Below are 26,275 nucleotides of genomic sequence, written 5' to 3' on the forward strand. Positions count from 1 at the left end.
GTGCCGCGTGAGCGGTCCTCGACAGTGTCGTCCCCGTACACGACGTCGACGGAAGGACACGACGATGACCACGACACCCCTCGCGGTGGAGGCCACTGGCCTCGTGAAGACGTTCGGCAGCAACCGGGCCGTGGACGGGGTCGACCTCCGCGTGGAGGCCGGCACGGTCTACGGGGTGCTCGGACCGAACGGCGCCGGCAAGACCACCACCATCAGCATGCTCGCGACCCTGCTCCGCCTGGACGGCGGCGAGGCGCGGGTGTTCGGCCACGACGTCCGCCGGGAGCCCCACGTGGTGCGCCAGCTCATCGGCGTGACCGGCCAGTACGCCAGCGTCGACGAGACCCTGAGCGCCACCGAGAACCTCGTCGTCTTCGGCCGGCTGCTCGGGTTGTCACGGACCGAGGCGAAGCGGAAGTCGACCGAGCTGCTCGAGCGCTTCGGGTTGAGCGAGGCCGCGCGACGACCGCTCCGCGGGTTCTCCGGTGGCATGCGCCGTCGGCTGGACCTGGCGGCGAGCCTCATCGCGCAGCCGCCGCTGATCTTCCTCGACGAGCCGACGACGGGCCTCGACCCGCGGACCCGGGCGCAGATGTGGGACACCATCCGGGAGCTCGTCGCGACCGGGTCGACCGTCCTGCTGACGACGCAGTACCTGGACGAGGCCGACCAGCTCGCGGACCGGATCGCGGTGATCGACCACGGACGGGTGGTGGCCGAGGGCACGAGCGACGAGCTCAAGGCCTCGATCGGCACCGCGTCGCTGCAGCTCCGGCTGGCCGACTCCACCCCGGCACGTCTGGCCGAGGCGTCCGACCTGGTGCTCCGCGTGCTCGGCACCGCGGCGGTCGCGAGTCCCGAGGGCTCCCGGCTCACCGCGCCGATGGCGGACCCGGACCGTGTCACGGACCTGCTGGTGTCCTTCCGGGACGCCGGCATCTCCCTCACCGAGATGAGCGTGCAGAAGCCGACGCTCGACGAGGTGTTCCTCACCATCACCGGCGAAGGGGTGGGCGCCGACGCGTCCGCGCCCGCCGACCGCACGCTCGAAGGGAGCAACGCATGACCACGCTCACCACCCCCGACCTGACCTCGGCCACGTCCGGCGCACCGCGCATCACCCCGCGGCCGGGCGTCGGCGGTTCCGGCCTGGCCGCGACCGTCCGGCAGTCGCTGACGATGGCGTACCGCGGGCTCATCAAGGTCCGGCGCACACCGGAGCAGCTGTTCGACGTGACGCTCATGCCGATCGTCTTCACCGTGATGTTCACGTACATCTTCGGTGGCGCGATCGCGGGCGACGTCAGCAGCTACCTGCCGATCATCATCCCGGGCATCCTCGTGCAGACGAACATCACGTCGTCGATCGTCACCGGCGTGCAGCTCCGCGAGGACATGGACAAGGGCGTGTTCGACCGCTTCCGGTCCCTGCCGATCGCCCGCATCGCCCCGCTCGCCGGTGCCCTGCTCGCCGACACCGTCCGCTACGCGATCGCCACCACGATCACGTTCACGGTCGGCTTCATCATGGGGCTCCGTCCCGCGGGCGGGATCGGTGCGGTGCTCCTCGCCGGCCTGCTCGTGGTCGTCGTGGCCTGGGCGATCAGCTGGGTCTTCGCCTACTTCGGCGTGATTGCCCGGACGGCGTCGAGTGTCTCCGGCATCTCGAACCTGGTGCTCTTCCCGCTGACGTTCCTGTCGAACGCGTTCGTCCCCGCGGACACCCTGCCGGACTGGCTGCACTGGTTCTCCGACGTGAACCCGGTCTCGCACCTCATCACGGCCGTCCGCGACCTGGTCAACCACGGCACGGTCGGCGGTGACCTGTGGCTGAGCCTGCTCGGCGCAGCGGTCATCGTCGCGGTGTTCGCCCCGCTCACCGTCCGGGCGTACATGCGGAAGGCCTGATCGCCTCGAGCACCGCACGCGCGGCAGCGACGGCCTCGGCCCGGGACGTCCCGGCCGAGGCCGTCTCGGCGTCCGCAACGAGTGCCTCGCCGACCGCGGCGACCACCAGCGGCCGGAGGCGTCGGTGGCCGAGGACGGCGAAGTCCTGCCGTGCACCGAGCCGGAGCGCGCTGCCCCAGGCTGCGGCGACGAGGGCGGGGGTGGGCGCGTCGGCACCGCGGCTGATCGCCTCGAGTGCGGCGCCGAGGACGGCCGTCCCCACCACCGGCAAGTCGTTCCACAGTGCCGGGGTGCGGAGGGCGACCAGGGCGCGCACCCGGACCTGTCGGGCGACGTCCGCACGGGCCTCCCGGCCGTCCTGGAGGCCCGTCCCGGCCCCGGCGGACCGGCCAGCCGCCGCCTCGCCCGCCGCCGTCTCGTCCTGCGCCGCCAGCAGGGCGGCACCGACGATCATCACCCACTGGCTCGCCGCACGTCGGTGCGGCAGCACGCCGTCCCACGCCCGTCGGTACTCCCCGACCGCACGGACCGGGTCGCCCTCGGCGCGCGCGACCTCGGCGCGCACTGCGTGCGCGAGCAACGCCATCTGCGCACGTTCGCCGCCGGGGCCGCCGCCCGGTCCGCCGACCGGCCCGACGCCGGGCGACGCCGGCAGCGCGGCGAGTTCGGTGGCCAGCGTCCGGGCGCGCTCGACGTCCCCGGTCGCCGCGGCACTCAGCCCGACGCTCCACCCCACCTCGATCAGGTCGTCCTCGGCGCCGAACTGCTCGAGTCGCGCACGGGCCGCGTCGGCTGCGTCGAGCGCCTGCTCGTGCCGACCGAGCTGTCCGGCGAGCTGCGTGACCGAGACGGCCGCGGTGCCCGAGGTCCAGACGTCCCCGGCCTGCTCGGCGAGCACCCGCGCACGGGTCGCGAAGCCCAGGGCGCGTTCGAGCTCGCCGTCGTTCTCGGTCAGCGGGGCACTGAGCAGGTGTGCCAGGCACGCCACGCCGGCGTCCGGGTCCTCGCGGAGCCGGGTCAGTGCGGCCTCACCGACGCTCCGACGCCCGAGGGTGAGCAGCAGTTCGGCCTGCGCGTCGACCACGGGCACGCCGGTCACGCCCGTCCGACGGAGGCGGCGGAGCGCCGCGCGGGCACGGACCGAGGTACGGCGGTCCGTGAAGGCGGCCGTCGCGCAGGCGATGACGAGGCCGAGGACCGCCGCGGTGCGGACGCCCGGGTCGCTCGCGAGCGCGTTCGCCGGGTCGCCGCCGCCAGGTCCCAGCGTCCGGAGCACCGCGACGACGTCCGGTGCGATGGCCGCGACCTCGCCGTGCGCCCCGCGGAACGACCAGTACCCGGCGAGCGCCGAGAAGAGCGGGGCGACCGCGACCGGGTCCCCGGCGCGGAGGGCCCACCGCAGCATCGTGACGAGGTTGTCGGCCTCGCGTTCCAGGACCCGGAAGCGGGCGACCTGGTCCGTGGTCCGGACGATGAACAGGTCGTGCCCGGCGGCGGTCCGGCAGGCCCACAGCGTCATCGCGGCGCGGACGTCGGCGGTCGCCCCGGACTCCTCGAGTCGTGCGGCACCGAACTCGCGGACGGTCTCGAGCAGGCGGTAGCGGACCGGCTCCCCCTCCTGCTCGACGAGTTGCACGAGGGACTGCTCGACCAGTTCCGCCAGGTCGTCGAGGGCGTCGTGCAGCCGCTCGGGTGTGGCGACCGCTTCGACGGCGTCGACGGACAGGCCGTCCGGGAACAGCGCGAGGCGGGTCAGCAGGTCCCGGGCACCGGCGTCGAGCAGCCGCCAGCTCCACTCGATCACCGCCAGCAGGGTCCGGTGTCGCTCGGGCGCCGACCGGTCGCCACCCCGGAGCAACGCGAAGCGGTCGTCGAGTCGTCGCTCGATCTCGTCGACGCTCATCCCCCGGATCCGGGCGGCGGCGAGTTCGATCGCCAGCGGTGAGCCGTCCAGCCGGGCGCAGATCCGGCGGACCGCGTCGACCGGCAGCACCGCCCCCGGACGAGCGGCCCGTGCCCGGTCGGTGAACAGGCGGACGGCTGCCCCGTCGGCCTCGACGGGCAGCGGTGCCAGCGGCGCGACGACCTCGCCGGCGACCGCGAGCGGCGCGCGCGAGGTCGTCAGGATCCGCAGTCCGGGCAGCACCGCGAGCAGGTCCGCGGCGAACGCGGCGACCGGCTCGAGGATGTGCTCGCAGTTGTCGAGCACGAGCAGCGTGGGTTCCTCGCCGAGCGCCCGGACCACCCGGGTGCGCAGGTCGGCGATCACCGCGTCCCGGAGGCTCCGCGCACTGCGCACCTCGGCGAGCCCCAGCAGCGCGCCGATCGCGGGGACGACGTCCTCGCCGGTGGTGAGCGGTGCGAGCTCGACGACGACGACCCCGCAGGCCGCCGGCACGGTCGCCGCCGCAGCCTGGGCCAGTCGGGTCTTGCCGAGTCCACCGGCTCCGAGGATCGTCACCAGCCGTGCGTCGGACAGGAGGCGCGTGACGGCGGCGAGGTCGGCCTCCCGTCCGATGAGTGTGTTCGGGGCGGCCCGCAGCCCGACCCGACGGACCGAGCCGCTGGCGGGTCCGGCGCTCCGGAGCACGTCGGCGTTCAGTCGGACCAGGTCGGCCGAGGGGTCGGCGCCCAGTTCGTCGGACAGCCGGTCGCGGTGCGCGGCGAAGACGGCGAGCGCCTCCGCCGACTGGCCGCCGGCGGCGAGGGCACGCACCAGGCCGGCGACGGCGGCCTCGTCGAAGGGGTCGGCCGCAGCCTCGTCGCGCCAGAGGGCCGCGGCGGCGTCGGGGTCGCCCTCGGACTGGAGGACCGTGGCCAGTCGACGACGGAGGTCGCGTCGGACCGCGCTCGCGCGGTCGGCGAGTGCCGTCCCGACCGGACCCTCGAGGTCACCGCCGGGCTCACCGCGCCAGCGGTCCAGCGCTGCACGGAGCGCCGCGGCGTCCCCGGATGCGTCCGGGGGGCCGTCGAGCGTCCGTTCGGCCGCCCCCAGGTCCGTCGCGTCGGCATCCACCCCGAGGGCGTACCCGGCGGCGGTCGAGACGACGATCCCGTCGGCGGTCGCGCGGCGGAGGCGCGAGACGAGCGTCTGCAGGGCCGCTCGGGCGCCCTTCGGCGGCGCGTCGCCCCACAGGTCCTCGATGAGCGACCCGGTGGTCACGGCACGACCACCGGCCAGCACGAGCGCAGTGAGGAAGGTGCGTGCCAGTGCCCCGGGCAGCGGCACGAGCGCCCCGGTGGGGTCCTCGGCGAGCACCGGACCGAGGACGGCGATGCGCGGCGCGGACACGTGAGGAGTCTAGGCGCGGGGTCCGTCAGGGCCAGCCGGTCAGGGCGAGCCCGTCAGGTCGACGGTCCGGTCTCGGTGTCGACGTCCTGCGTCGCCCGACGCTCGGACTCGACGATCCCCCGGAGCGAGACCAGCGCCGACGACGTCACCGCCACGTCGGACGGGTTCTCGCGGGAGGCGTCGAGTGCCTCTTCGAGTTCCGAGATCGCCCGGTCGCCCTCCTCGGGCGGGTGGTCGCCGCGCACCATCGCCGCGACCTGCCGGATCGCCGTCGTGAGGGGTTCCGTGAACGCCTCGTCCGGCCGACCGAGGTTCGACGACACCGGACCCGACCGGGCCACGAGCTCGGTGAGGTCCGTCGTGTACCAGGCGACCCGCTCGAGCGCCCGGAAGCGCGACCCGTCGTGCTGCAGCCGTGCCCGTGAACCGCGGAGCGCCCCGCGGGGGTTGATGCGCCGGCTCTCCTGCGCGATCGACACCCGGCTGCGGACGTCGGCGATCGCCCGGTCCAGCCGGTCCTGCGCCCGGTCCCAGGCCCGCTCGTCCCGCTCGCCCTGCTCCAGGACGTCCGCCAAGCCGTCGAGGTGCTCGGCCAGCACGCCGTTCACCTGGTCGATGCGGCGCTCGGCGTCCCAGAAGCGCAGCGGCGGGAACACCAGGAAGTTCACCAGCAGGCCGACGACCACCCCGACGGCCATCTGCACGAGGTAGCCGAGCGAGTACCCCTCGGCGTGCGCACCCCCGACGAGCAGCACGAACAGCGCTGCCGTCGACACCCACGAGCTGCCCTCGCCGAGGATCCGGAACCCGCCGACGAGCACGCCGACCCCGACCGCCAGCGCGACCGCGAGGACACCGGGGTCCCCCACCCGCATCGTGAACGCCGCCACCGCGATGCCCAGTGCGATGCCGATTAGGGTCTGCACGCCGCTCCGGAGGCCCGCGAACACCGTCGTCTGCATCGCGACCACGGCGCCGAGCGGGGCGTAGTACGGGTAGTCGGACGCGACGCCGGGGACGTGCCGGGCGAGGACCCACGCCAGGGCTGCGGCAGCGGCGGCCTTGGCGGCGTGGAGCAGGCGCGGCTGCGTGCCGGAACTCCGACTCCACCGCCAGACGCGCGTACCGACCCCGGCGATGTGCTGGAACTGCATGGGTGCTCTCATCTCGTCGGCCGACACGGTACGCGGCGGCCGCTGGTCGCGCCTCCGGGTCAGGCCTGACGGGGCGGGCCTGTCGGGGCGGCGGGGACCCCTGGGCATGCAGGAGGGCCCCCGCAGCCTGCGCTGCGAGGGCCCTCCTGGTGGTGCGGTGCGACTACTTGGACGAGTCCGCGGCGTCGTCCGACTTGGCAGCGGCGTCGGCCTCGACCTCGGCAGCAGCGTCGGTCGTGGTCTCCTCGGCGACCGGGGTCGACTCCTCGGTGGTCTCGGTCTCGTCGACCGGGGCCTCCGTGGTGTCGGTCTCCGTCGCGGCCGGCGCAGCGGCGGCCGGAGCAGCCTTGCGCGAGACCGGAGCCGGCGTGCTCGAGACGGGCTCGAGGACGAGCTCGATCGAGGCGAGGGGAGCGTTGTCGCCCTTGCGGAAGCCGAGCTTCGTGATGCGGGTGTAACCGCCCTGGCGGTCGGCCACCTGCGGCGCGATCTCCGTGAACAGCGTGTGCACGACGGTCTTGTCGCGCAGGGCTGCGATCACACGACGACGAGCGTGCAGGTCGCCACGCTTCGCGAACGTGATGAGGCGCTCGGCGACCGGGCGGAGGCGCTTGGCCTTCGTCTCGGTGGTGGTGATGCGGCCGTGCGTGAACAGGGCGTTGGCGAGGTTGCTCAGGAGCAGGCGCTCGTGGGCGGGACCGCCACCGAGGCGGGGGCCCTTGGTGGGCTTCGGCATGTCAGTTCTCCAGTGGTGATGGTGGTGCGCCCCGTGTCAGGAGCGCGTGCGCGTCAGCGCGAGGTCAGTTGCTGGACTCGTCCTCGTCGTACCCGCTGTAGAAGTGGGCACCATCGAATCCGGGGACGGTGTCCTTGAGGGACAGGCCGAGCTCGGTGAGCTTGTCCTTGACCTCGTCCACCGACTTCTGGCCGAAGTTGCGGATGTTCATGAGCTGCGTCTCCGAGAGGGCGACGAGCTCGGACACCGTGTTGATGCCCTCGCGCTTCAGGCAGTTGTAGCTACGGACCGACAGGTCGAGGTCCTCGATCGGCGTCTGCAGCTCGTTCGACAGCACGGCGTCGACCGGCGCGGGGCCGATCTCGATGCCTTCAGCTGCCGTGTTGAGCTCGCGGGCGAGCCCGAACAGCTCGACGAGCGTGCGACCGGCCGACGCGATGGCGTCGCGCGGCGTGATCGCGGGCTTCGACTCGACGTCGACGACCAGGCGGTCGAAGTCCGTGCGCTCACCGGCACGCGTCGCCTCGACGCGGTAGGTGACCTTGAGCACGGGCGAGTAGATCGAGTCGATCGGGATCTGACCGGCCTCGCTGAACTCCGAGCGGTTCTGGGTCGCCGAGACGTAGCCGCGGCCACGCTCGATCGTCAGTTCCAGCTCGAAGCGGGCGGAGTCGTTCAGGGTCGCGATGACGAGGTCCGGGTTGTGGATCTCGACACCGGCCGGCGCGGAGATGTCCGCGGCGGTGACCTGACCGGCACCCTGCTTGCGCAGGTAGGCGGTGATCGGCTCGTCGTGCTCGCTGGAGACGACCAGGCTCTTGATGTTCAGGATGATCTCGGTGACGTCTTCCTTGACACCGGGAACGGTGCTGAACTCGTGGAGGACACCGTCGATTCGGATGCTCGTGACTGCAGCACCGGGGATGGACGAGAGGAGCGTGCGGCGCAGCGAGTTGCCGAGGGTGTACCCGAAGCCCGGCTCGAGCGGTTCGATGACGAAGCGCGAGCGGAATTCGGAGATGGACTCCTCGTTCAGGGTGGGGCGCTGTGCAATGAGCACTGTGGAATTCCTTTCGGCGAAGTGTCCGCTATATGACACTTGGCGGTACGACGGGGCCGGCCGGGCCCCGACGGGTCTGTTTCAGTTGTGATCACGCGCACAGGAGTGCGCGATCGAACGACCAGGAATGGCCGCCCCCACTCGTCCCGGTCAGGGAACGAGCGGGGAACGGCCTGTTGCTCCTCGCGTCAGACGCGGCGGCGCTTCGGCGGGCGGCACCCGTTGTGCGCCTGCGGCGTCACGTCGTTGATCGAACCGACCTCGAGGCCAGCGGCCTGGAGCGAACGGATCGCCGTCTCACGACCGGAACCCGGCCCCTTGACGAAGACGTCGACCTTCTTGACGCCGTGCTCCGCTGCCTGACGAGCAGCCGACTCGGCGGCGAGCTGCGCCGCGAACGGCGTCGACTTGCGCGAGCCCTTGAAGCCGACGGCCCCGGAGGACGCCCAGCTGAGGACGGCACCCGACGGGTCGGTGATGCTGACGATGGTGTTGTTGAACGTGCTCTTGATGTGGGCCTGGCCCACAGCGACGTTCTTCTTCTCCTTGCGGCGCGGCTTGCGCGCGGCGGTCTTGGGGGTAGCCATCGTGATCTCCTATCGAGCCTTCTTCTTGCCTGCCACGGTGCGCTTCGGACCCTTGCGGGTACGAGCGTTCGTCTTGGTGCGCTGACCGCGCACCGGGAGACCGCGACGGTGGCGGAGACCCTCGTAGCTACCGATCTCGACCTTGCGGCGGATGTCGGCGGCGACCTCACGGCGGAGGTCACCCTCCACCTTGAAGGTGCCCTCGATGAAGTCGCGGAGGGCGACGAGCTGGTCGTCGGTGAGGTCCTTGACGCGGATGTCGCCGGAGATGCCGGTCTCCGCGAGCGTCTGGACGGCGCGGGTACGGCCGACCCCGTAGATGTAGGTGAGTGCGATCTCCACGCGCTTCTCGCGCGGGATGTCGACGCCTGCTAGACGTGCCATTGTGCTGGCTGCTCCTGTTGTCGATGGAGGTGTGGCGCAGTGCCGGTGCCCGGGCCTCCGACCCGAGGTGTCCCCCACCCGCTGATGCGGACGGGATCTGACACTGCGTTGTCGATGTTCAGTTGTGGGTCGTGCTCGAGCCGCTGGCAGTCTCGCGACTGGCGGCCCCGGTCGTGCAGGCGGACCGGAGTCCGTTCCGGAGCAGCTCTCGCTGGTCCGTCAGGGACTAGCCCTGGCGCTGCTTGTGACGCGGGTTGCTCTTGCAGATCACCATGACGCGGCCCTTGCGGCGGATGACGCGGCAGTGCTCGCAGATGACCTTGACGCTGGGGTTGACCTTCATTGTTCGTTCCTCGTGCTCGCTGGCTTCGTGCTCGGCGGGTTCGCCTTGCCGTTCCTTTCCAGCTCGCGGATCACTTGTAGCGGTAGACGATCCGGCCGCGGGTCAGGTCGTACGGGCTCAGCTCGACGATCACGCGGTCCTCAGGGAGGATGCGGATGTAGTGCTGGCGCATCTTCCCGGAGATGTGCGCGAGGACCTTGTGTCCGTTGGTCAGCTCAACGCGGAACATCGCGTTGGGCAGAGCTTCGAGCACCGAGCCTTCGATCTCGATGACGCCGTCTTTCTTGGCCATAGCCTCACTGTCGCTTGGTTGGATTACCGGTGTGATCCCCGAGCCGGTCTGCGGGTTCGGGCGCCACGCCAGAAGGCATGGCACACCAAAGATCGATCTTATGTGGTAGACGGCGGATTGCCAAGTGCTGGTTCGACCTTCCGCGAGTCGGGGGCCCGTCCGGAGCCCGAGGAGCACCCCAGTGCAGGGGACGGAGCGCGCTCCGCGGTGCGCAGGGACGCCGTTCCACAGCGACCTCATGCCTTCCCCGTCGTCGACACGGAGCCCGGAGCCGTACGGTGACCGGAGCCCTGATCGAAGGAGGACACCCGTGCCCGACGCCCCCGGCCGCCCGCGCCCCGTCGCGCGCCACGGTCGACTCCCCCGCCGACGCGGGTGGACGACCCTGCTCACCGTCGTAGCCGCAGCCGCCGCGGTGGTCCTGGTCAGCGGCACCAGCGTCGCCACGATCGCCGCCGCGCAGCTCGCCACCTCGACCAGGACCGTGCCGCTGAGCACCGATGACCAGAGCACCGCGAAGACCGCCGACATCACCGCCATCAAGGGCGGCGCGAACATCCTGCTCATCGGCAGTGACACCCGCGTCGGACAGTTCGATTCCGACGAAGACGTCGAGGGTGCCCGCAACGACGTCACGATGCTCGTGCACGTCTCCGAGGACCACCAGCAGCTCACCGCCGTCAGCTTCCCCCGTGACCTCATGGTCCCGATCCCGGCGTGCACCAACCCGGAGACCGGCACCACCTACCCCGCAGCGGCATCCGCGCAGTTCAACACCGCGCTCGGCAACGGCGGCGTCTCGTGCGTCGTCGACACCGTCGAGAACCTCACCGGCCTGACCGTCCCCTACGCCGGACTCATCACCTTCGACGGCGTCATCGAGATGTCGAACGCCCTCGGCGGGGTCGACGTCTGCGTGGCGTCCCCGATCGACGACTCCTTCACCGGGCTGCACCTCAGCGCCGGCGCGCACTCGCTGCAGGGCACGGACGCACTCGCCTTCCTGCGGTCCCGGCACGGCGTCGGTGACGGCAGCGACCTGGCCCGGATCAGCTCGCAACAGGTGTTCCTGTCGGCACTCCTCCGTCAGGTGACGTCGAACGGCACGCTCTCGAACCCGCTCACGCTCTACAAACTGGCCGGTGCCGCACTGTCGAACATGACCCTGTCGGACGGCCTCGCCCAGACCCGGACCCTCGTCGGACTCGCCTCCACCCTGCGCGGCATGAGCACGTCGAGCATGCTCTTCGTGCAGTACCCGGTCGTCGACGACCCCGCCGACCCGGCCCGGGTGGTCGTGGACGAGACGAACGCCCATGCCCTCAACGTGGCCCTGCAGACGGACGAGCGGACGTCGCTGAGCGACTCCTCGACGGGCCGTGCGTCCCGGGAGTCGTCCGGCACCGCGAGTCCGTCGCCGACGTCCGCTCCGTCCACCCCGGCGGGCTCCTCCTCCGCGGCGACCTCCGAGTCCAGCACACCGGCTCCGGAGACCACGACGACGAGCAGCCCGTCCTCGACGCCGCTGCCGTCGTCGATCACCGGGCAGAGCGCAGCCGAACAGACCTGCTCGGTGGGGAACTGACCGTCGTCTCGCGGCGACGACGTGGCCGGGCCACGACATGACGGGAGGCCCGTTGCCAGCTGGCGACGGGCCTCCCGTCATGCGGGTGGTGCGCTGGCACGGGCCGGCCTGCTCCGCTCGGAGCGCTACGGGACGGGGACCGGGGTCACGCCCAGCGGCTCGAGCGCCGCTGCACCGCCGTCGGCGGCCGTCAGGACCCAGATGCCGCCCGCGTGCACCGCGACGCTGTGCTCCCAGTGCGCGGCGTCGGACCCGTCGAGCGTACGCACCGTCCACTCGTCGGCGTCCGTCGAGCTGTCGATCGTGCCGGCGGTCACCATCGGCTCGATCGCGACGGCCAGGCCGGGCTTGACGGCGGGACCCGCGCCGCGGACGCGGTAGTTGAAGACCGGCGGTTCCTCGTGCATCGAACGACCGATGCCGTGACCGGTGAAGTCCTCGACGATGCCCCACTCGCCGGTCTCGTCGATGGCGTCCTCGACCGCCGCACCGACCTCGTGCAGGTTCTTCGCGTGCGCCAGCGCGGCGACCCCGTGCCAGAGCGACCGCTCCGTGGTGTCGCACAGCTTCTGGCGGGCCGCCGTCGTGTCCGCGTCGCCGCCGGGGACGACGGTGCTGAAGGCGCTGTCGCCGTTCCATCCGTCCACCTCGGCACCGGCGTCGACCGAGACGATGTCGCCGGGTTCGAGCACGCGGTCACCCGGGATGCCGTGCACGATCTCGTCGTTCACCGACACGCACAGGGTGTGGCGGTAGCCGGGCACCAACTGGAAGTTCGGCACACCGCCGCCGTCGCGGATCGTCTGCTCGGCGATCGCGTCGAGCTCACCCGTGGTGATGCCCGGCCGGATCGCGGCACGCACGGCCTCGAGCGCCTGTGCCGTGAGGAGCCCGGGCCGCACCATGGCGCGGAGCTCCTCGGGGGTCTTGTAGATCGAGGGCTTCCGGAAGCGAGACACGGACTGCCTGGTCAGACCGAGGCGGCGAGACCGCGGGCGGACAGTGCCGCAGCGATCCGGTCACCGACCTCGTCGACGCCGCCGAGGCCGTCGACGTCCACGACCAGTCCACGCTGCTGGTACACGGCGACGAGCGGCGCGGTCTGCTCCTGGTACACCTGCTGGCGCCGACGGATGGTCTGCTCGTTGTCGTCCGCGCGACCCTGTTCGCTCGCACGGTTCATGAGCCGACCGACCAGGGCGTCCTGGTCGGCAACCAACTGCACGACGGCGTCGATCCCGGTGCCCTGCTCGGCGAGCAGCCCGTCCAGGTACTCCACCTGAGCGGGCGTCCGCGGATAGCCGTCGAGCAGGAAGCCCTGTGCGGCGTCCGGCTCGGCCAGGCGGTCGCGCACCAGTTCGTTCGTCAGGTCGTCGGGGACGTACTCCCCCGCGTCCATGATCGCCTTGGCCCGCTGTCCGAGGGGCGTGCCCTCCGAGACGTTCTTCCGGAAGATGTCCCCGGTCGAGATCGCCGGCACGCCGAACGACGTGGCGATCCGGCCGGCCTGCGTGCCCTTACCGGCTCCGGGAGGTCCGACGATGATGAGACGTGCGCTCAACGGAGAAGCCCTTCGTAGTGACGCTGCTGCAGCTGCGAGTCGATCTGCTTCACCGTCTCGAGACCGACACCCACGATGATCAGGATGCTGGCACCGCCGAACGGGAAGTTCTGGTTCGCGCCGAACAGCGCCAGTGCTGCGAGCGGGATGAGGGCGATGAGACCGAGGTACAGCGCACCGGGCAGCGTGACCCGGGTCAGGACGTAGTCGAGGTACTCGGCGGTCGGGCGTCCGGCACGGATGCCCGGGATGAACCCGCCGTACTTCTTCATGTTGTCGGCGACCTCTTCGGGGTTGAAGGTGATCGCGACGTAGAAGTACGTGAAACCGACGATGAGCAGGAAGTACAGGACCATGTAGAACCAGTTGTCACCCGAGGTCAGGTTGCTCTGGATCCAGGTCACCCACGGGGCCGGCGCAGAACCGTCCGAGGGCTGGTTGAACTGGGCGATCAGCGCCGGCAGGTAGAGCAGCGACGACGCGAAGATGACGGGCACGACGCCGGCCATGTTCACCTTGATCGGGATGTAGGTGTTGTTGCCGCCGTAGGTCCGCCGCCCGACCATGCGCTTGGCGTACTGCACCGGGATCCGTCGTTGCGACTGCTCGACGAACACGACGGCCATCATGATCACCAGTCCGACAAGGATCACGAAGAGGAAGAGCTCGAAGGACTGCGACTGCTCGATGGCCCAGAGCGCGGAGGGGAACTGCGCGGCGATCGAGGTGAAGATGAGGAGCGACATGCCGTTGCCGATGCCGCGCTCGGTGACGAGCTCGCCCATCCACATGATGAGGCCGGTACCGGCGGTCAGGGTGATGACCATCAGCAGGATCGCGTACCAGCTGTCGTTCGAGATGATCGACGTGCAGGACGCCGAGGCGCTCGTGCCGAACAGCGCGCCCGAGCGGGCGACGGTGATCAGGGTGGTGGACTGCAGCACGCCCAGCGCGATGGTGAGGTAGCGCGTGTACTGCGTCAGCTTGGCCTGACCGGACTGGCCCTCCTTGTAGAGGGAGTCGAAGTGCGGGATGACCACGCGCAGCAGCTGCACGATGATCGACGACGTGATGTACGGCATGATCCCGAGCGCGAAGACCGAGAGCTTCAGCAGTGCCCCGCCGGAGAACAGGTTGATCAGGTCGTAGAGGCCGCCGGACGACGACGCGGACGCCAGGCAGGCCTGGACGCTGGCGTAGTCGACGAACGGTGCGGGGATGTACGAGCCCAGGCGGAACAGCGCGATGATCGCCAGGGTGAAGCCGATCTTCTTGCGAAGATCTGGGGTGCGCATGATGCGCGCGACCGCTCTGAACACGAGTTACTCCGAACTTCTGTGACCGGTCTGGCCGGTCGAGCCGGGCGAGGTGCCCGTGGCCGGAAGCGCCGACCCCGTGGCCCGTTGACGCACGTCGAACGACGCCGTCTTGTCGGGCCTGCCATCAAGGAAACCGTAACGGCGGCCCGCGCGCAATGCGCGGGCCGCCGACGGGGGACTACTTGGTGACGGTGCCGCCCGCCGCCACGATCTTCTCCTCGGCGGATGCCGAGACCTTGTCGACCGTGACCGTGAGCTTCACGCTGATGTCACCCTGACCGAGAACCTTGACCTTCTCGTTCTTGCGGACGGCGCCCTTGGCGACCAGGTCCGCGACGGTGACGTCGCCACCGTTCGGGTAGAGCTCCGCGATCTTGTCCAGGTTCACGGGCTGGTACTCGACACGGAACGGGTTCTTGAACCCGCGGAGCTTCGGGGTGCGCATGTGCAGCGGCATCTGCCCACCCTCGAAGCCGACCTTGACCTGGTAACGAGCCTTCTGGCCCTTGGTACCACGGCCGGCGGTCTTGCCCTTCGAGCCCTCACCGCGACCGACACGGGTGCGGTCCTTCTTCGAGCCAGCGGCCGGACGAAGGTGGTGCACCTTCAGGATCTGGACGCGCTCGTTCTTCTCGTCGCTCATGCGTCGACCTCCTCGACCTTCACGAGGTGCGCCACCGTTGCGACGTACCCGCGGTTCTGGGCATTGTCCTCACGCAGGACCGTACGGCCGATGCGCTTGAGACCCAGGCTGCGGAGCGTGTCGCGCTGGTACTGCTTCTCGCTGATGACGGACTTCGTCTGCGTGATCTTCAGCATGGCCATCAGGCACCTGCCTTCTCGTTCGCGGCGGTACGCGCAGCTGCTTCGGCCTTCAGCAGGCGAGCCGGCACGACGTGGTCGACGGGGAGGCCACGACGTGCTGCGACGGCGCGGGGCTCCTCGAGCTGCTTGAGGGCCTCGACCGTGGCGTGCACGATGTTGATGGTGTTCGACGAGCCGAGCGACTTGCTCAGGACGTCGTGGATGCCGGCGCACTCGAGTACGGCGCGGACCGGACCACCGGCGATGACACCGGTACCGGCCGCGGCCGGACGCAGGAGGACGACGCCAGCGGCGGCCTCACCCTGCACCGGGTGCGGGATCGTGTTGCCGACGCGGGGGACGCGGAAGAAGTTCTTCTTGGCCTCTTCGACGCCCTTCGAGATGGCGGTCGGGACCTCGCGGGCCTTGCCGTAGCCGACGCCCACCAGACCGTTGCCGTCACCGACGACGACGAGAGCGGTGAAGCTGAAGCGACGACCACCCTTGACGACCTTGGAGACGCGGTTGATGGTGACGACGCGCTCGAGGAACTGGCTGTCGCCACCTCGCCCGCTCCGGTCGTTGCCGCCGCGGCCACCCTGCTGGCGGTCACGGCCGCCACCGCTGCCGCCACCACGGCGGCCACGGTTGTCGACGGAGTCGCGGTTGTTCGAAGCCGAACCCGCCGCAGTCTCGACGGGACGCTCGACGACGGGGACCTCAGGCTCCTTGGCCGCGGGGGCCTTGGCGTCTGCGTCAGTCGTCTCGGCAGCGTCGGTGCTCTCCGTGGCGGTGTCCGCCTCGGTCGGCGCCGCAGCGGTCGTGTCGACCTCGGCGTCGGTCGTGGCCTCGGCCTTGACCTCGGCGTCGTCGTTGGTGTTCGCGATGTCGCTCACAGGTTCAGCCCTCCTTCACGGGCACCGTCGGCGATCGCGGCGACGCGACCGGCGTACTTGCTACCACCGCGGTCGAAGACCACGGCCTCGACGCCAGCCGACTTCGCACGCTCGGCGACGAGCTCGCCGACACGACGGGCCTTGGCGGTCTTGTCGCCGTCGAACGAGCGGAGGTCGGCCTCCATCGTCGATGCGCTGGCGAGGGTGTGACCCTTCGCGTCGTCGATGACCTGGACGAACACGTGACGTGACGACCGGGTGACGGCGAGGCGGGGACGGGTCTCGGTCCCGGTGATCTTCTTCCGGAGACGGTTGTGGCGGCGGGCCTTGGCTGCCGCCTTGCTCTTGCCTCGAGTACGAGTTCCGATGGCCATGATCACTTACCTGACTTTCCGGCCTTGCGGCGCACGATCTCGCCGGCGTAGCGGACACCCTTGCCCTTGTAGGGCTCGGGCTTGCGCAGCTTGCGGATGTTGGCCGCGACCTCACCGACGAGCTGCTTGTCGATGCCGTTCACGGTGACCTTGTTGTTGCCCTCGACGGCGAAGCTGATGCCTGCCGGCGGGTTGACCGTGATCGGGTGGGAGTACCCGAGCGCGAACTCGAGGTCGCTGCCCTTGGCGGCGACGCGGTAACCGGTCCCGACGACCTCGAGGCCCTTGGAGTAGCCCTGGGTGACGCCGATGATCTGGTTCGCGATGAGCGACCGGGTGAGGCCGTGCAGCGCGCGGGAGGAACGCTCGTCGTCCGGGCGGCTGACGAGGACCTGGTTGTCCTCGACGGTGGCCTGGATGGGCTCAGCGATGACGAGCGTGAGCTCGCCCTTCGGGCCCTTGACGGCGACGTTCTGGCCGTCGACCGAGACGGTCGCTCCGGCCGGGATGTCGATGGGGAGACGTCCGATACGAGACATGATCGATCACCAAACGTAGGCGAGGACTTCCCCACCCACGCCCTTCTGCTCGGCTTCGCGGTCGGTCAGGAGCCCCGAGGAGGTCGACAGGATCGCCACGCCGAGGCCACCGAGGACACGGGGCAGCTCGGTCGACTTCGCGTAGACACGGAGGCCCGGCTTCGAGACGCGCTTGATGCCGACGATCGAACGCTCGCGATCGGGGCCGTACTTGAGTTCGATGGTCAGGGTCTGCCCGACGCGGGCGTCCTCGACCTTCCACTCGCTGATGAAACCCTCACGCTTGAGGATGTCAGCGATGGTCTGCTTGAGCTTGGAGCTCGGAAGCGAGACGGCGTCGTGGTGCGCCGAGTTCGCGTTCCGCAATCTGGTCAGCATGTCTGCGACCGGATCAGTCATCGTCATGATGCGTATCCGTTCTTCGTCCGGTTTCGATCACCCGTTCCACGAGTGCCGACCTCGACGATCGATGTGATCCCAGGGCGGTTCCCCGGGATCGGTGTGACTTCGTGCGTGCGGGCCGGAGGAGATGAACTCCTCCGGCCCGCACCGCCCGGAGTAGCTTAGACCGTCTGCTCGCCCGAACGGAACGGGAAGCCGAGCTGACGGAGCAGCGCGCGGCCTTCGTCGTCCGTCTTCGCGGTGGTGACGACAGTGATGTCGAAGCCACGAACGCGGTCGATGCGGTCCTGGTCGATCTCGTGGAACACGCTCTGCTCCGAGAGACCGAAGGTGTAGTTGCCGTTGCCGTCGAACTGGCGGTCGCTCAGACCACGGAAGTCGCGGATGCGCGGGAGCGCCAGCGACAGCAGGCGATCCAGGAACTCCCACGCACGGTCACCGCGGAGGGTGACGTGTGCGCCGATGGCCTGGCCCTCACGCAGCTTGAACTGCGCGATGGACTTGCGGGCCAGCGTGACCTGGGGCTTCTGACCCGTGATCGCCGTGAGGTCCTTGATGGCACCTTCGATGATCTTCGAGTCGCGAGCGGCCTCACCGACACCGGTGTTGACGACGACCTTGACCAGGCCGGGGACCTGGTTGACGTTCCCGTAACCGAACTGCTCGGTCAGGGCCGCCTTGATCTCGTTGCGGTACTTCTGCTTCAGGCGCGGCTGAACTTTCTCAGCAGTCGCGGCAGTCGTGTCGGTCATCAGAGCTTCTCACCAGACTTCTTGGCGTAGCGGACGCGGACGGTCTTGGTGACGCCGTCCTTCTCCACCTCTTCGTTGCGGAAGCCGACGCGGGTCGGCTTCTTGGTCTTCGGGTCGACGATCGCGACGTTCGACACGTGGATCGGAGCTTCGTGCTGCTCGATGCCACCGGTCTTCGAGCCGCGCTGGGTCTGACCGACGCGGACGTGCTTGGTCACGAAGTTGATGCCCTCGACGACCAGACGGTCGCCGCGGACCTCGATGACCTTGCCCTGCTTGCCGCGGTCGCCGCCACGCTCCTGCGTGGCACCGGTGATGACCTGGACCAGGTCACCCTTCTTGATGTTCGCCATGGCTTACAGCACCTCCGGCGCGAGCGAGATGATCTTCATGAACTTCTTGTCACGGAGCTCGCGACCGATCGGCCCGAAGATACGGGTTCCGCGCGGGTCGCCGTCAGCCTTGAGGATCACTGCCGCGTTCTCGTCGAACTTGATGTAGGAGCCGTCGGCACGACGGGTCTCCTTCTTGGTGCGAACGATGACCGCCTTGACGACGTCACCCTTCTTCACGTTGCCGCCGGGGATGGCGTCCTTCACCGTGGCGACGATGACGTCACCGAGGCCGGCGTAGCGACGACCCGAGCCGCCGAGAACACGGATGGTGAGGATCTCCTTGGCGCCCGTGTTGTCAGCCACCTTCAGGCGGGATTCCTGCTGAATCACTGTTGTCTCCTGTTCCGAAGCGGGCCGAGGCCTACTTGGCCTTCTCGAGGATCTCGACCAGGCGCCAGCGCTTCGTGGCGCTGAGGGGACGGGTCTCGCTGATGACGACCAGGTCGCCGACACCGGCGGAACCCTGCTCGTCGTGGGCCTTGACCTTCGACGTGCGACGGATGACCTTGCCGTAGAGGGGGTGCTTCACGCGGTCCTCGACCTCGACGACGATCGTCTTGTCCATCTTGTCGCTCGTGACGTAGCCACGACGGGTCTTGCGGTAGCCGCGGGTGACGGCGGCGGAGTCCTTCTCTTCGGTGGCCATCAGTTCTCCTCGGCGGTCGCGGCCTCGGTCGACTCAGCCGGCTTCTCGGCCTTCTTCGACGACTTCTTGGCCTTCGGGGCGGTCTCGACGGGCGCGGGCGTGGCACGGATGCCGAGCTCGCGCTCACGGAGCACGGTGTAGATGCGCGCGATGTCGCGCTTGACGGCACGGAGACGGCCGTGGCTCTCCAGCTGGCCGGTGGCCGACTGGAAGCGGAGGTTGAACAGCTCCTCCTTGGCCTTCTTCAGCTCGTCAGCGAGACGCTCGTTCTCGAACGTGTCGAGCTCCGTCGGACGGAGCTCCTTGGAACCGATCGCCATTATGCGTCGCCCTCCTCGCGCTTGATGATGCGTGCCTTGAGGGGCAGCTTGTGAATTGCACGGGTCAGTGCCTCGCGAGCGACCTCGTCGCTCACACCGGCGAGCTCGAAGAGCACGCGACCCGGCTTGACGTTGGCGACCCACCACTCGGGCGAACCCTTACCGGAACCCATTCGGGTCTCAGCCGGCTTCTTGGTCAGCGGGCGGTCCGGGTAGATGTTGATCCACACCTTGCCGCCACGCTTGATGTGACGCGTCATGGCGATACGAGCGGACTCGATCTGACGGTTGGTCACGTAGGCCGGGGTGAGCGCCTGGATTCCGTACTCACCGAAGGACACCTTCGTGCCACCGGTCGCCTGGCCCGAACGCTTCGGGTGGTGCTGCTTGCGGTGCTTGACTCGACGGGGGATAAGCATGGTTACGCCTCAACTCCTGCGCCGGCCGGCGCGTCCTGCGGGGCCTGCTGCTCGCGACGGTCGCCACCGCGCTCGTTGCGGTCGCCACGGGGGCCGCCGCCACGACGGTCGTTGCCGCCGCCACGACGCTCCGGGCGCGACGAACGCTGGTTCGCCTGCTCGCGAGCGAGCTCCTTGTTCGTGATGTCGCCCTTGTAGATCCAGACCTTCACGCCGATACGACCGAAGGTGGTCCGAGCCTCGTAGAAGCCGTAGTCGATGTTCGCGCGGAGGGTGTGCAGGGGCACGCGGCCCTCGCGGTAGAACTCCGAGCGGGACATCTCGGCGCCACCGAGGCGGCCCGACACCTGGATGCGGACACCCTTGGCGCCGGCGCGCTGTGCACCCTGCAGGCCCTTGCGCATGGCGCGACGGAACGCGACACGAGCGGAGAGCTGCTCGGCGATGCCCTGCGCGACGAGCTGGGCCTCGGTCTCGGGGTTCTTGACCTCGAGGATGTTGAGCTGGATCTGCTTCTTGGTGAGCTTCTCGAGCTCGCTCCGGATGCGCTCCGCCTCGGCGCCGCGGCGACCGATGACGATGCCCGGGCGCGCCGTGTGGATGTCCACGCGGACGCGGTCACGGGTGCGCTCCAGCTCGATGCGGGCAACGCCCGCGCGGTCGAGGCTCTTCGTCAGGAACTGACGGATCTTGACGTCCTCGGCCACGAAGTCGGCGTAACGCTGACCCTTCTTCGTGCTGTCGGCGAACCAGTGGGAGATGTGGTCCGTCGTGATCCCGAGACGGAAGCCGTACGGGTTGACCTTCTGGCCCATTACTTGCTCGCCTTCTTGCTCGTCGCGGCGGCCTCGGCCTCATCCGGCGTCGCGAGGACGACCGTGATGTGGCTCGTGCGCTTGTTGATGCGGAAGGCGCGGCCCTGGGCGCGCGGCTGGAACCGCTTCAGGGTCGTGCCCTCGTCGACGAAGACGCTGCTCACGTAGAGGTCGCGCTCGTCGAGGAAGCTGTTCGTCGAGTCCGCCTTGACCCGTGCGTTCGCGATCGCCGAGGCGACCAGCTTGTACACGGGCTCGGAAGCGCCCTGGGGGGCGAACTTCAGGATGGCGAGCGCCTCGTGGGCCTGCTTGCCGCGGATCAGCTGGATGACGCGACGGGCCTTCTGAGGCGTGACGCGGATGTGTCGCACGCGTGCGATCGACTCCACCATTTCGTTCCTCCTCTGCGTCGCCGCGTTAGCGGCGACGGCCCTTCTTGTCGTCCTTCACGTGGCCGCGGAAGGTGCGGGTCGGCGCGAACTCGCCGAGCTTGTGACCGACCATCGACTCGGTGACGAAGACCGGGATGTGCTTCCGGCCGTCGTGCACGGCGATGGTGTGACCGAGCATGTTCGGGACGATCATCGACCGCCGCGACCACGTGCGGATCACGTTCTTGGTGTTGGCCTCGTTCTGCGTGACGACCTTGCGGAGCAGGTGCTCGTCGACGAAGGGGCCCTTCTTCAGACTGCGTGGCATCTTCGGAACTCCTACTTGCGCTTCTTGCCGGCGTTACGGCGACGGACGATGAGCTTGTCGCTCGGCTTGTTCGGCTTGCGCGTGCGACCCTCGGCCTGGCCCCAGGGGCTGACCGGGTGACGGCCACCGGAGGTCTTGCCTTCACCACCACCGTGCGGGTGGTCGACCGGGTTCATCGCGACACCACGCACCGTCGGGCGGACGCCCTTCCAGCGCATGCGGCCGGCCTTGCCCCAGTTGATGTTCGACTGCTCGGCGTTGCCGACCTCGCCGATCGTGGCGCGGCAGCGGGCGTCGACGTTGCGGACTTCACCCGACGGCAGACGGAGCTGCGCGTAGGGGCCGTCCTTGGCGACGAGACGCACCGAGGCGCCGGCGGAGCGGGCGAGCTTGGCGCCGCCACCGGGGCGGAGCTCGATCGCGTGCACGACCGTACCGACCGGGATGTTGCGCAGCGGCAGGTTGTTGCCGGGCTTGATGTCAGCGCCGGGGCCCGTCTCGACGACGTCGCCCTGCTTGAGCTTGTTCGGCGCGATGATGTAGCGCTTGGTGCCGTCCACGAAGTGCAGGAGCGCGATGCGCGCCGTGCGGTTCGGGTCGTACTCGATGTGAGCGACCTTGGCGTCGACGCCGTCCTTGTCCGCACGACGGAAGTCGATCACGCGGTACTGGCGCTTGTGGCCACCACCGATGTGACGGGTCGTGATGCGGCCCGAGCTGTTCCGGCCACCGGTCTTCGGCAGCGGACGGAGCAGGGACTTCTCCGGGGTGGAACGAGTGATCTCGGCGAAGTCGGAGACCGAGGAGCCGCGACGACCGGGGGTCGTGGGCTTGTAGTTACGAATAGCCATGATTTATCCCTCTGGTCCTCAGCCGACAGCCGTGAAGATGTCGATCGAACCGGACTTGAGCGTCACGATGGCGCGCTTGGTGTCCTTGCGCTTGCCGATCCCGAACTTGGTCCGGCGGGTCTTGCCCGGACGGTTCAGCGTGTTGATGCCGGCGACCTTGACGTCGAAGATCTTCTCGATCGCGAGCTTGATCTCGGTCTTGTTCGCACGGGGGTCCACGAGGAACGTGTACTTGCCCTGGTCGATGAGGCCGTAGCTCTTCTCCGACACGACCGGCGAGATGATGATGTCGCGCGGGTCCTTGTTGAAGCCGCTCATGCGGTGATCTCCTTCGCGGTCTTCGACGCGATGAAGGCGTCGAGGGCGCTCTTGCTGAAGACGACGGCGTCCGCACGGAGGACGTCGTAGGCGTTCAGCTGGCCGTACGAGAGCGCGTGGACGTTCGGCAGGTTGCGGACGCTCTTGAGCGTCAGCTCGTCGCCCGACTCGAGCACGATGAGCACGTGCTTGACGGGTGCGACCTTCTCGAGCAGCGTGCGAGCGGTCTTGGTCGAAGGCAGTTCTGCCTCGACGAAGCCCTCCACAGCGGAGATGCGGCCACCGCGGGCGCGGTCCGAGAGCGAGCCGAGCAGAGCTGCGGCGATCATCTTCTTCGGGGTGCGCTGCGAGTAGTCACGCGGGGTCGGTCCGTGGACGACGCCACCACCGGTGTGCTCCGGAGCGCGGACCGAACCCTGACGGGCGCGGCCGGTGCCCTTCTGCTTGAACGGCTTGCGACCCGAGCCGCGGACTTCGCCACGGTTCTTGGTCTTGTGGGTGCCCTGACGCGCGGCGGCGAGCTGCGCGGTGACGACCTGGTGGATGAGCGGGACGTTGGTCTCGACGTCGAAGATCGCTGCGGGGAGCTCGACGGAGCCGGACTTCACGCCCGAGGCGTCGAGGACGTCGATCGTGGTTGCGGTCGTGGTGGCCATGATCACTTACCCTTCACGGCGGTGCGGACGAAGACGGAACGGCCACGAGCACCGGGGACGGCGCCCTTGACGAGCAGCAGACCCTTCTCGGCGTCGACGGCGTGGACCGTGAGATTGAGGACGGTCACGCGGTCGCCACCCATACGACCGGCCATGCGCATGCCCTTGAAGACACGCGACGGGGTCGAGGAGGCGCCGATCGAACCGGGCTTGCGGTGGTTGCGGTGCGAACCGTGCGAGGCGGAGACACCGGCGAAGTTGTGACGCTTCATGACACCGGCGAAGCCCTTGCCCTTGCTGGTGCCGACGACGTCGACCTTCTGGCCGGCCTCGAACGTGTCGACGGTCAGCTCCTGACCGAGCGAGTACTCCGCAGAGTCGTTCGTGCGGATCTCGGTGAGGGTGCGACGCGGCGTGACACCGGCGGCCTCGAAGTGGCCAGCGGCCGGCTTGTTCACCTTGCGGGGGTCGATCTGGCCCGCGGCGATCTGGATCGCCTCGTAGCCGTCGCGCTCGATGTTGCGGATCTGGGTGACCACGTTCGGGCCGACCTCGATCACGGTGACGGGGATGAACTTGTTGTTCTCGTCCCACACCTGGGTCATCCCGAGCTTCTTGCCGAGGAGGCCCTTGACGGTCTTGGTTGAGTTCGCCATGAGTTCCAGCCCCCTTACAGCTTGATCTCGATGTTGACGTCGGCCGGGAGGTCGAGACGCATGAGCGAGTCGACGGCCTTCGGCGTCGGGTCGACGATGTCGATGACCCGCTTGTGCGTGCGCTTCTCGAAGTGCTCGCGCGAGTCCTTGTACTTGTGAGGGGAACGGATCACGGGGATCACGTTCTTCTCGGTGGGGAGCGGCACCGGGCCGACCACAGTTGCACCGGCACGGGTCACCGTGTCGACGATCTTCCGGGCCGACGTGTCGATGACCTCGTGGTCGTACGACTTGAGCCGGATGCGGATCTTCTGTCCCGCCATGTGTTTTCCTGTCCTCTCTGCGCCGCGCACCCTCAGGCCGCCTGACGCCGCCGGGGCTCCGCTGTCGCGTGCCCGGCTGTTTACGTGAACCACCGGCTCCACCGCAGGGGATGACCGCTGTTCTCCTGTCAACCGCGCGAGTACCCGGGGCACACGCGTGGGCATGTCGCCACCCGCGCACCGAGGTGCTGGCGGATGTCGAACGTGTTCTGCTGCCTGCGGCCCAACCCAGCCCTGCTGGACAAGGGGGTTGTGCACTGTCAGAGCAGTGACCCCACGGGCGCGAGCACCCGCGGAACTTCGGAACCGGACAAGTCTCCCATAGGCCCCGCATCCATGCAACCCGGGCGTGTCGCGATCTGGTCGGCGTGTCGCAGAGCCCGCCACGGGCCTCCCGGACCGCCTCCCGACGGCTGTCCGGACCCGGTCTGGAGGCTCGGGTCACGCCCGCCGGTCCGGCTCACCACCGAGGCTCCGCAGCACCGCTGTTAGCCTTCGGAGATGCCCGAACTCGATGTGCTCGCCGACCCCTCCGACCCGGCTGTCCAGCGACTCAGCGACCTCGCCAAGCCCGCACGTGGCACCGTCCGGACCGCGATCGTCGAGGACCAGGAGCCGCTCGTGCAGGCCCTGCGTGCCGGCGTCCGGTTCGTCGAGGTCTACGGTGAGTCCACGCGCGAGTTCCCCGCTGACCTGGCCGCCCTGTGCGCCGAACTCCAGGTGCCGGTGCGGCTCGTCGAACCGGCGGTGCTCACCAAGGTGTTCCGGAGCGAGAAGCGCCCGAAGGTCTTCGGCGTCGCGAACATCCCGGCACCCGCGCGCTTCTCGGCGCTGGCGGAGGGCACGGGCGACGTGCTGGTCCTCGACGGGGTGAAGATCGTCGGCAACATCGGCGCCATCGTCCGCACCGCCGTCGGTCTCGGTGCGCGCGGCGTGGTCCTCGTCGACAGCGACCTGGCGACCATCGCCGACCGCCGTGTGGTCCGCGCCAGCCGTGGGCACGTGTTCTCGGTCCCGGTGCTGCTCGAGACCCGCGAGCGCGTCGCCCGCTGGCTCGGCGAGTCCGGCCTGCGGGTCGTCGACGTCGACATGGACGGCTCGCTCTCCCCCGAGTCACTCGGCGCGCTGGAGGGCGACGTCGCGCTGCTGCTCGGCGCCGAGAAGACCGGCGCGTCGGACGTGCTGCAGGACCTCGCGGCCGACACCGTCTCGGTCCCGATCGACAGTCGTGTCGAGTCGCTCAACGTCTCCGTCGTCGCCGGCATCGTCCTCTACGCCCGCAGTCGCCGGAACGCCTGACCTCCGGACGGAGAACACCGAACGCCCCGGTCCGCTCCTGCGGTCCGGGGCGTTCTCGGCATCCGGGGATCAGTCCTCGGGCAGCGGCGGGACGAACCACGGCGGGAAGACCGCCACACGGGGGGCGGGACCACCCTGCTCGGCGAAGACGGCCTTCACCTGCTGGCGGACCCGGTCGTTCGGCACACCCACCAGGGCGACCGACGACAGCGGCACGCGCGGCCCGGCCAGCAGCTCCACGCCGTGCATCGACGGATCGGTGATGTCGGTGCGGCGGAGGAGGTTCGTCGCCGCGTCCGGGCCGACCGCGAAGCGCACGTCCGGGTCGTCGGCGTCGGTGTCCGCCAGGATCACGGACGCACCGAAGGCGGTCGTCGGCACCACGAGGACGACGAACTCGGTCGCACGCGTCCGACGAGCGGCATCTGACCAGCGGTCCTCCTCCGCGCCGGAGCGGAGCTCGTCCCACCGGCGGGCGTCGGGCGAGAGGGTGAACGGCACGTGGCCGGCCACGCTGGAACCGTCGGGGGCGGTGGCCGCACCACGAGCCTCCCGGGTGGCGGCGGAGCTGACGTCGACCGCCGGCGTCGCTTGGTCGGACGCCAGGACGGCGCCCTCGGCGACGATGCCGGCGAGGTTGTCGATGTGGGTGACGTGGTGGGCGCGCAGCGCACCGAAGTCACGGGTCGCCGGCAGGACCTGCTCGGGGACCTTGCCACCCGGCGTCGACGGGGTCGACCGCAGCGACGTGGTCACACGGGTCCGCCGTGGCGTCGGGGTCTTGATGATGTCTTCCGGATCACGCTGCCGTGGGGAGCAGATGTCGCAGAGTTCGATGGGGAAACCGTGGATGCACTCGTCGGTCACGACTGATGGGTCCTTCCGTGCCT

At 69.5% G+C, this 26,275-nt stretch carries 36 protein-coding genes; 4 read left to right on the top strand and 32 right to left on the bottom strand.

Features of this window, described 5'->3' with window-relative positions:
• Positions 1 to 64 precede the first annotated feature (64 nt).
• Together DEI97_RS15860 and DEI97_RS15865 are read left to right on the top strand one after the other, a co-directional pair.
• A complete protein-coding gene (locus DEI97_RS15860; RefSeq protein WP_111073920.1) occupies positions 65 to 1,066 on the top strand; it encodes an ATP-binding cassette domain-containing protein in 1,002 nt (333 codons plus the stop codon).
• On the top strand, positions 1,063 to 1,908 hold the full coding sequence (locus tag DEI97_RS15865; RefSeq protein ID WP_111073921.1) for an ABC transporter permease: 846 nt from the start codon (positions 1,063 to 1,065) through the stop codon (positions 1,906 to 1,908). Before DEI97_RS15860 ends, DEI97_RS15865 begins: the two co-directional genes overlap by 4 nt.
• On the opposite strand, the gene DEI97_RS15870 is transcribed toward DEI97_RS15865, so the two are convergent.
• The 8 genes from DEI97_RS15870 to infA all read right to left on the bottom strand — a co-directional run bounded on the left by DEI97_RS15870 (position 1,877) and on the right by infA (position 9,756).
• On the bottom strand, positions 1,877 to 5,200 hold the full coding sequence (locus DEI97_RS15870; RefSeq protein ID WP_111073922.1) for an AfsR/SARP family transcriptional regulator: 3,324 nt from the start codon (positions 5,198 to 5,200) through the stop codon (positions 1,877 to 1,879). The genes DEI97_RS15865 and DEI97_RS15870 overlap by 32 nt on opposite strands.
• Before the next feature lie 53 nt (positions 5,201 to 5,253).
• Positions 5,254 to 6,354 (bottom strand): aromatic acid exporter family protein, encoded by a 1,101-nt coding sequence (locus DEI97_RS15875; RefSeq protein WP_111073923.1) that lies wholly within the window; start codon positions 6,352 to 6,354, stop codon positions 5,254 to 5,256.
• A gap of 163 nt (positions 6,355 to 6,517) precedes the next feature.
• A complete protein-coding gene (gene rplQ / locus DEI97_RS15880) occupies positions 6,518 to 7,090 on the bottom strand; it encodes a 50S ribosomal protein L17 (protein WP_111073924.1) in 573 nt (190 codons plus the stop codon).
• Between the two features lie 64 nt (positions 7,091 to 7,154).
• Positions 7,155 to 8,150: a DNA-directed RNA polymerase subunit alpha gene (locus tag DEI97_RS15885; protein ID WP_110824226.1), complete on the bottom strand. Its 996-nt coding sequence runs from the start codon at positions 8,148 to 8,150 to the stop codon at positions 7,155 to 7,157.
• A gap of 188 nt (positions 8,151 to 8,338) precedes the next feature.
• Positions 8,339 to 8,737, bottom strand: a complete 399-nt coding sequence (gene rpsK / locus DEI97_RS15890) for a 30S ribosomal protein S11 (RefSeq protein ID WP_110824227.1) — start codon at positions 8,735 to 8,737, stop codon at positions 8,339 to 8,341.
• 9 nt (positions 8,738 to 8,746) lie between these two features.
• Positions 8,747 to 9,121 (bottom strand): 30S ribosomal protein S13, encoded by a 375-nt coding sequence (gene rpsM, locus DEI97_RS15895; RefSeq protein WP_110903552.1) that lies wholly within the window; start codon positions 9,119 to 9,121, stop codon positions 8,747 to 8,749.
• Between the two features lie 226 nt (positions 9,122 to 9,347).
• On the bottom strand, positions 9,348 to 9,464 hold the full coding sequence (gene rpmJ / locus DEI97_RS15900; RefSeq protein ID WP_111073925.1) for a 50S ribosomal protein L36: 117 nt from the start codon (positions 9,462 to 9,464) through the stop codon (positions 9,348 to 9,350).
• Between the two features lie 70 nt (positions 9,465 to 9,534).
• Positions 9,535 to 9,756 (bottom strand): translation initiation factor IF-1, encoded by a 222-nt coding sequence (infA, locus tag DEI97_RS15905; RefSeq protein WP_017885509.1) that lies wholly within the window; start codon positions 9,754 to 9,756, stop codon positions 9,535 to 9,537.
• 310 nt (positions 9,757 to 10,066) lie between these two features.
• Here infA and DEI97_RS15910 point away from each other — a divergent pair, with 310 nt between their 5' ends.
• On the top strand, positions 10,067 to 11,341 hold the full coding sequence (locus DEI97_RS15910) for an LCP family protein (RefSeq protein WP_111073926.1): 1,275 nt from the start codon (positions 10,067 to 10,069) through the stop codon (positions 11,339 to 11,341).
• Positions 11,342 to 11,466: 125 nt separating this feature from the next.
• Here the strand turns inward: DEI97_RS15910 and map are convergent, their stop codons facing one another.
• The 23 genes from map to rpsJ all read right to left on the bottom strand — a co-directional run bounded on the left by map (position 11,467) and on the right by rpsJ (position 24,086).
• The gene (gene map / locus DEI97_RS15915; protein ID WP_374107127.1) at positions 11,467 to 12,246 is read right to left on the bottom strand and encodes a type I methionyl aminopeptidase; all 780 of its coding nucleotides are present in this window, start codon (positions 12,244 to 12,246) and stop codon (positions 11,467 to 11,469) included.
• Positions 12,247 to 12,311: 65 nt separating this feature from the next.
• Positions 12,312 to 12,902, bottom strand: a complete 591-nt coding sequence (locus DEI97_RS15920; RefSeq protein WP_111073928.1) for an adenylate kinase — start codon at positions 12,900 to 12,902, stop codon at positions 12,312 to 12,314.
• Positions 12,899 to 14,221: a preprotein translocase subunit SecY gene (gene secY, locus DEI97_RS15925; RefSeq protein ID WP_110824231.1), complete on the bottom strand. Its 1,323-nt coding sequence runs from the start codon at positions 14,219 to 14,221 to the stop codon at positions 12,899 to 12,901. Before secY ends, DEI97_RS15920 begins: the two co-directional genes overlap by 4 nt.
• A 178-nt stretch (positions 14,222 to 14,399) precedes the next feature.
• Positions 14,400 to 14,864, bottom strand: a complete 465-nt coding sequence (rplO, locus tag DEI97_RS15930) for a 50S ribosomal protein L15 (RefSeq protein WP_110903556.1) — start codon at positions 14,862 to 14,864, stop codon at positions 14,400 to 14,402.
• Positions 14,861 to 15,046, bottom strand: a complete 186-nt coding sequence (rpmD, locus tag DEI97_RS15935) for a 50S ribosomal protein L30 (protein ID WP_022906355.1) — start codon at positions 15,044 to 15,046, stop codon at positions 14,861 to 14,863. The genes rplO and rpmD overlap by 4 nt, the downstream gene beginning before the upstream one ends.
• Entirely contained in the window at positions 15,046 to 15,921 is an 876-nt protein-coding gene (rpsE, locus tag DEI97_RS15940) for a 30S ribosomal protein S5 (protein WP_111073929.1), read from the bottom strand. The genes rpmD and rpsE overlap by 1 nt, the downstream gene beginning before the upstream one ends.
• Positions 15,918 to 16,295 carry a 50S ribosomal protein L18 gene (gene rplR / locus DEI97_RS15945; RefSeq protein WP_110824233.1) on the bottom strand — a complete coding sequence of 126 codons (378 nt, stop codon included), beginning with the start codon at positions 16,293 to 16,295 and terminating at the stop codon, positions 15,918 to 15,920. The genes rpsE and rplR overlap by 4 nt, the downstream gene beginning before the upstream one ends.
• Positions 16,296 to 16,297: 2 nt before the next feature.
• A complete protein-coding gene (gene rplF, locus DEI97_RS15950; protein WP_111073930.1) occupies positions 16,298 to 16,834 on the bottom strand; it encodes a 50S ribosomal protein L6 in 537 nt (178 codons plus the stop codon).
• A gap of 6 nt (positions 16,835 to 16,840) precedes the next feature.
• Positions 16,841 to 17,239, bottom strand: coding sequence for a 30S ribosomal protein S8 (rpsH, locus tag DEI97_RS15955; protein WP_111073931.1), 399 nt, complete (start codon positions 17,237 to 17,239; stop codon positions 16,841 to 16,843).
• Positions 17,240 to 17,397: 158 nt separating this feature from the next.
• Positions 17,398 to 17,988: a 50S ribosomal protein L5 gene (gene rplE / locus DEI97_RS15960; RefSeq protein WP_111073932.1), complete on the bottom strand. Its 591-nt coding sequence runs from the start codon at positions 17,986 to 17,988 to the stop codon at positions 17,398 to 17,400.
• Positions 17,988 to 18,341: a 50S ribosomal protein L24 gene (gene rplX / locus DEI97_RS15965; protein ID WP_111073933.1), complete on the bottom strand. Its 354-nt coding sequence runs from the start codon at positions 18,339 to 18,341 to the stop codon at positions 17,988 to 17,990. The genes rplE and rplX overlap by 1 nt, the downstream gene beginning before the upstream one ends.
• Before the next feature lie 3 nt (positions 18,342 to 18,344).
• Positions 18,345 to 18,713 carry a 50S ribosomal protein L14 gene (rplN, locus tag DEI97_RS15970; RefSeq protein ID WP_110903562.1) on the bottom strand — a complete coding sequence of 123 codons (369 nt, stop codon included), beginning with the start codon at positions 18,711 to 18,713 and terminating at the stop codon, positions 18,345 to 18,347.
• A 31-nt stretch (positions 18,714 to 18,744) separates the two neighbouring features.
• Complete coding sequence (gene rpsQ / locus DEI97_RS15975) at positions 18,745 to 19,029, bottom strand: 30S ribosomal protein S17 (protein WP_111073934.1); 285 nt, start codon at positions 19,027 to 19,029, stop codon at positions 18,745 to 18,747.
• Positions 19,029 to 19,349 (bottom strand): 50S ribosomal protein L29, encoded by a 321-nt coding sequence (gene rpmC / locus DEI97_RS15980; RefSeq protein WP_110903564.1) that lies wholly within the window; start codon positions 19,347 to 19,349, stop codon positions 19,029 to 19,031. Before rpmC ends, rpsQ begins: the two co-directional genes overlap by 1 nt.
• A complete protein-coding gene (gene rplP / locus DEI97_RS15985) occupies positions 19,349 to 19,768 on the bottom strand; it encodes a 50S ribosomal protein L16 (protein ID WP_111073935.1) in 420 nt (139 codons plus the stop codon). Before rplP ends, rpmC begins: the two co-directional genes overlap by 1 nt.
• A 2-nt stretch (positions 19,769 to 19,770) precedes the next feature.
• Positions 19,771 to 20,583, bottom strand: coding sequence for a 30S ribosomal protein S3 (gene rpsC / locus DEI97_RS15990; protein ID WP_111073936.1), 813 nt, complete (start codon positions 20,581 to 20,583; stop codon positions 19,771 to 19,773).
• Complete coding sequence (gene rplV, locus DEI97_RS15995) at positions 20,583 to 20,975, bottom strand: 50S ribosomal protein L22 (RefSeq protein ID WP_110903567.1); 393 nt, start codon at positions 20,973 to 20,975, stop codon at positions 20,583 to 20,585. Before rplV ends, rpsC begins: the two co-directional genes overlap by 1 nt.
• Positions 20,976 to 21,000: 25 nt before the next feature.
• Positions 21,001 to 21,282 carry a 30S ribosomal protein S19 gene (rpsS, locus tag DEI97_RS16000; protein WP_017885529.1) on the bottom strand — a complete coding sequence of 94 codons (282 nt, stop codon included), beginning with the start codon at positions 21,280 to 21,282 and terminating at the stop codon, positions 21,001 to 21,003.
• A gap of 11 nt (positions 21,283 to 21,293) precedes the next feature.
• Entirely contained in the window at positions 21,294 to 22,133 is an 840-nt protein-coding gene (gene rplB / locus DEI97_RS16005) for a 50S ribosomal protein L2 (RefSeq protein ID WP_111073937.1), read from the bottom strand.
• Between the two features lie 18 nt (positions 22,134 to 22,151).
• On the bottom strand, positions 22,152 to 22,451 hold the full coding sequence (gene rplW, locus DEI97_RS16010; protein WP_110824245.1) for a 50S ribosomal protein L23: 300 nt from the start codon (positions 22,449 to 22,451) through the stop codon (positions 22,152 to 22,154).
• Entirely contained in the window at positions 22,448 to 23,107 is a 660-nt protein-coding gene (rplD, locus tag DEI97_RS16015; RefSeq protein WP_111043491.1) for a 50S ribosomal protein L4, read from the bottom strand. The genes rplW and rplD overlap by 4 nt, the downstream gene beginning before the upstream one ends.
• Before the next feature lie 2 nt (positions 23,108 to 23,109).
• On the bottom strand, positions 23,110 to 23,763 hold the full coding sequence (gene rplC / locus DEI97_RS16020) for a 50S ribosomal protein L3 (RefSeq protein WP_110903570.1): 654 nt from the start codon (positions 23,761 to 23,763) through the stop codon (positions 23,110 to 23,112).
• A 14-nt stretch (positions 23,764 to 23,777) separates the two neighbouring features.
• Positions 23,778 to 24,086 carry a 30S ribosomal protein S10 gene (gene rpsJ, locus DEI97_RS16025; RefSeq protein WP_110824248.1) on the bottom strand — a complete coding sequence of 103 codons (309 nt, stop codon included), beginning with the start codon at positions 24,084 to 24,086 and terminating at the stop codon, positions 23,778 to 23,780.
• A gap of 501 nt (positions 24,087 to 24,587) precedes the next feature.
• On the opposite strand from rpsJ, the gene DEI97_RS16030 reads away from it, so the two are divergent.
• On the top strand, positions 24,588 to 25,385 hold the full coding sequence (locus DEI97_RS16030) for a TrmH family RNA methyltransferase (protein WP_111073938.1): 798 nt from the start codon (positions 24,588 to 24,590) through the stop codon (positions 25,383 to 25,385).
• A 69-nt stretch (positions 25,386 to 25,454) separates the two neighbouring features.
• On the opposite strand, the gene DEI97_RS16035 is transcribed toward DEI97_RS16030, so the two are convergent.
• Positions 25,455 to 26,252 (bottom strand): DarT ssDNA thymidine ADP-ribosyltransferase family protein, encoded by a 798-nt coding sequence (locus tag DEI97_RS16035; protein ID WP_111073939.1) that lies wholly within the window; start codon positions 26,250 to 26,252, stop codon positions 25,455 to 25,457.
• Positions 26,253 to 26,275: the final 23 nt, after the last annotated feature.

This window comes from Curtobacterium sp. MCLR17_032 (genome assembly GCF_003234795.2).
Classification (GTDB): Bacteria; Actinomycetota; Actinomycetes; order Actinomycetales; family Microbacteriaceae; genus Curtobacterium.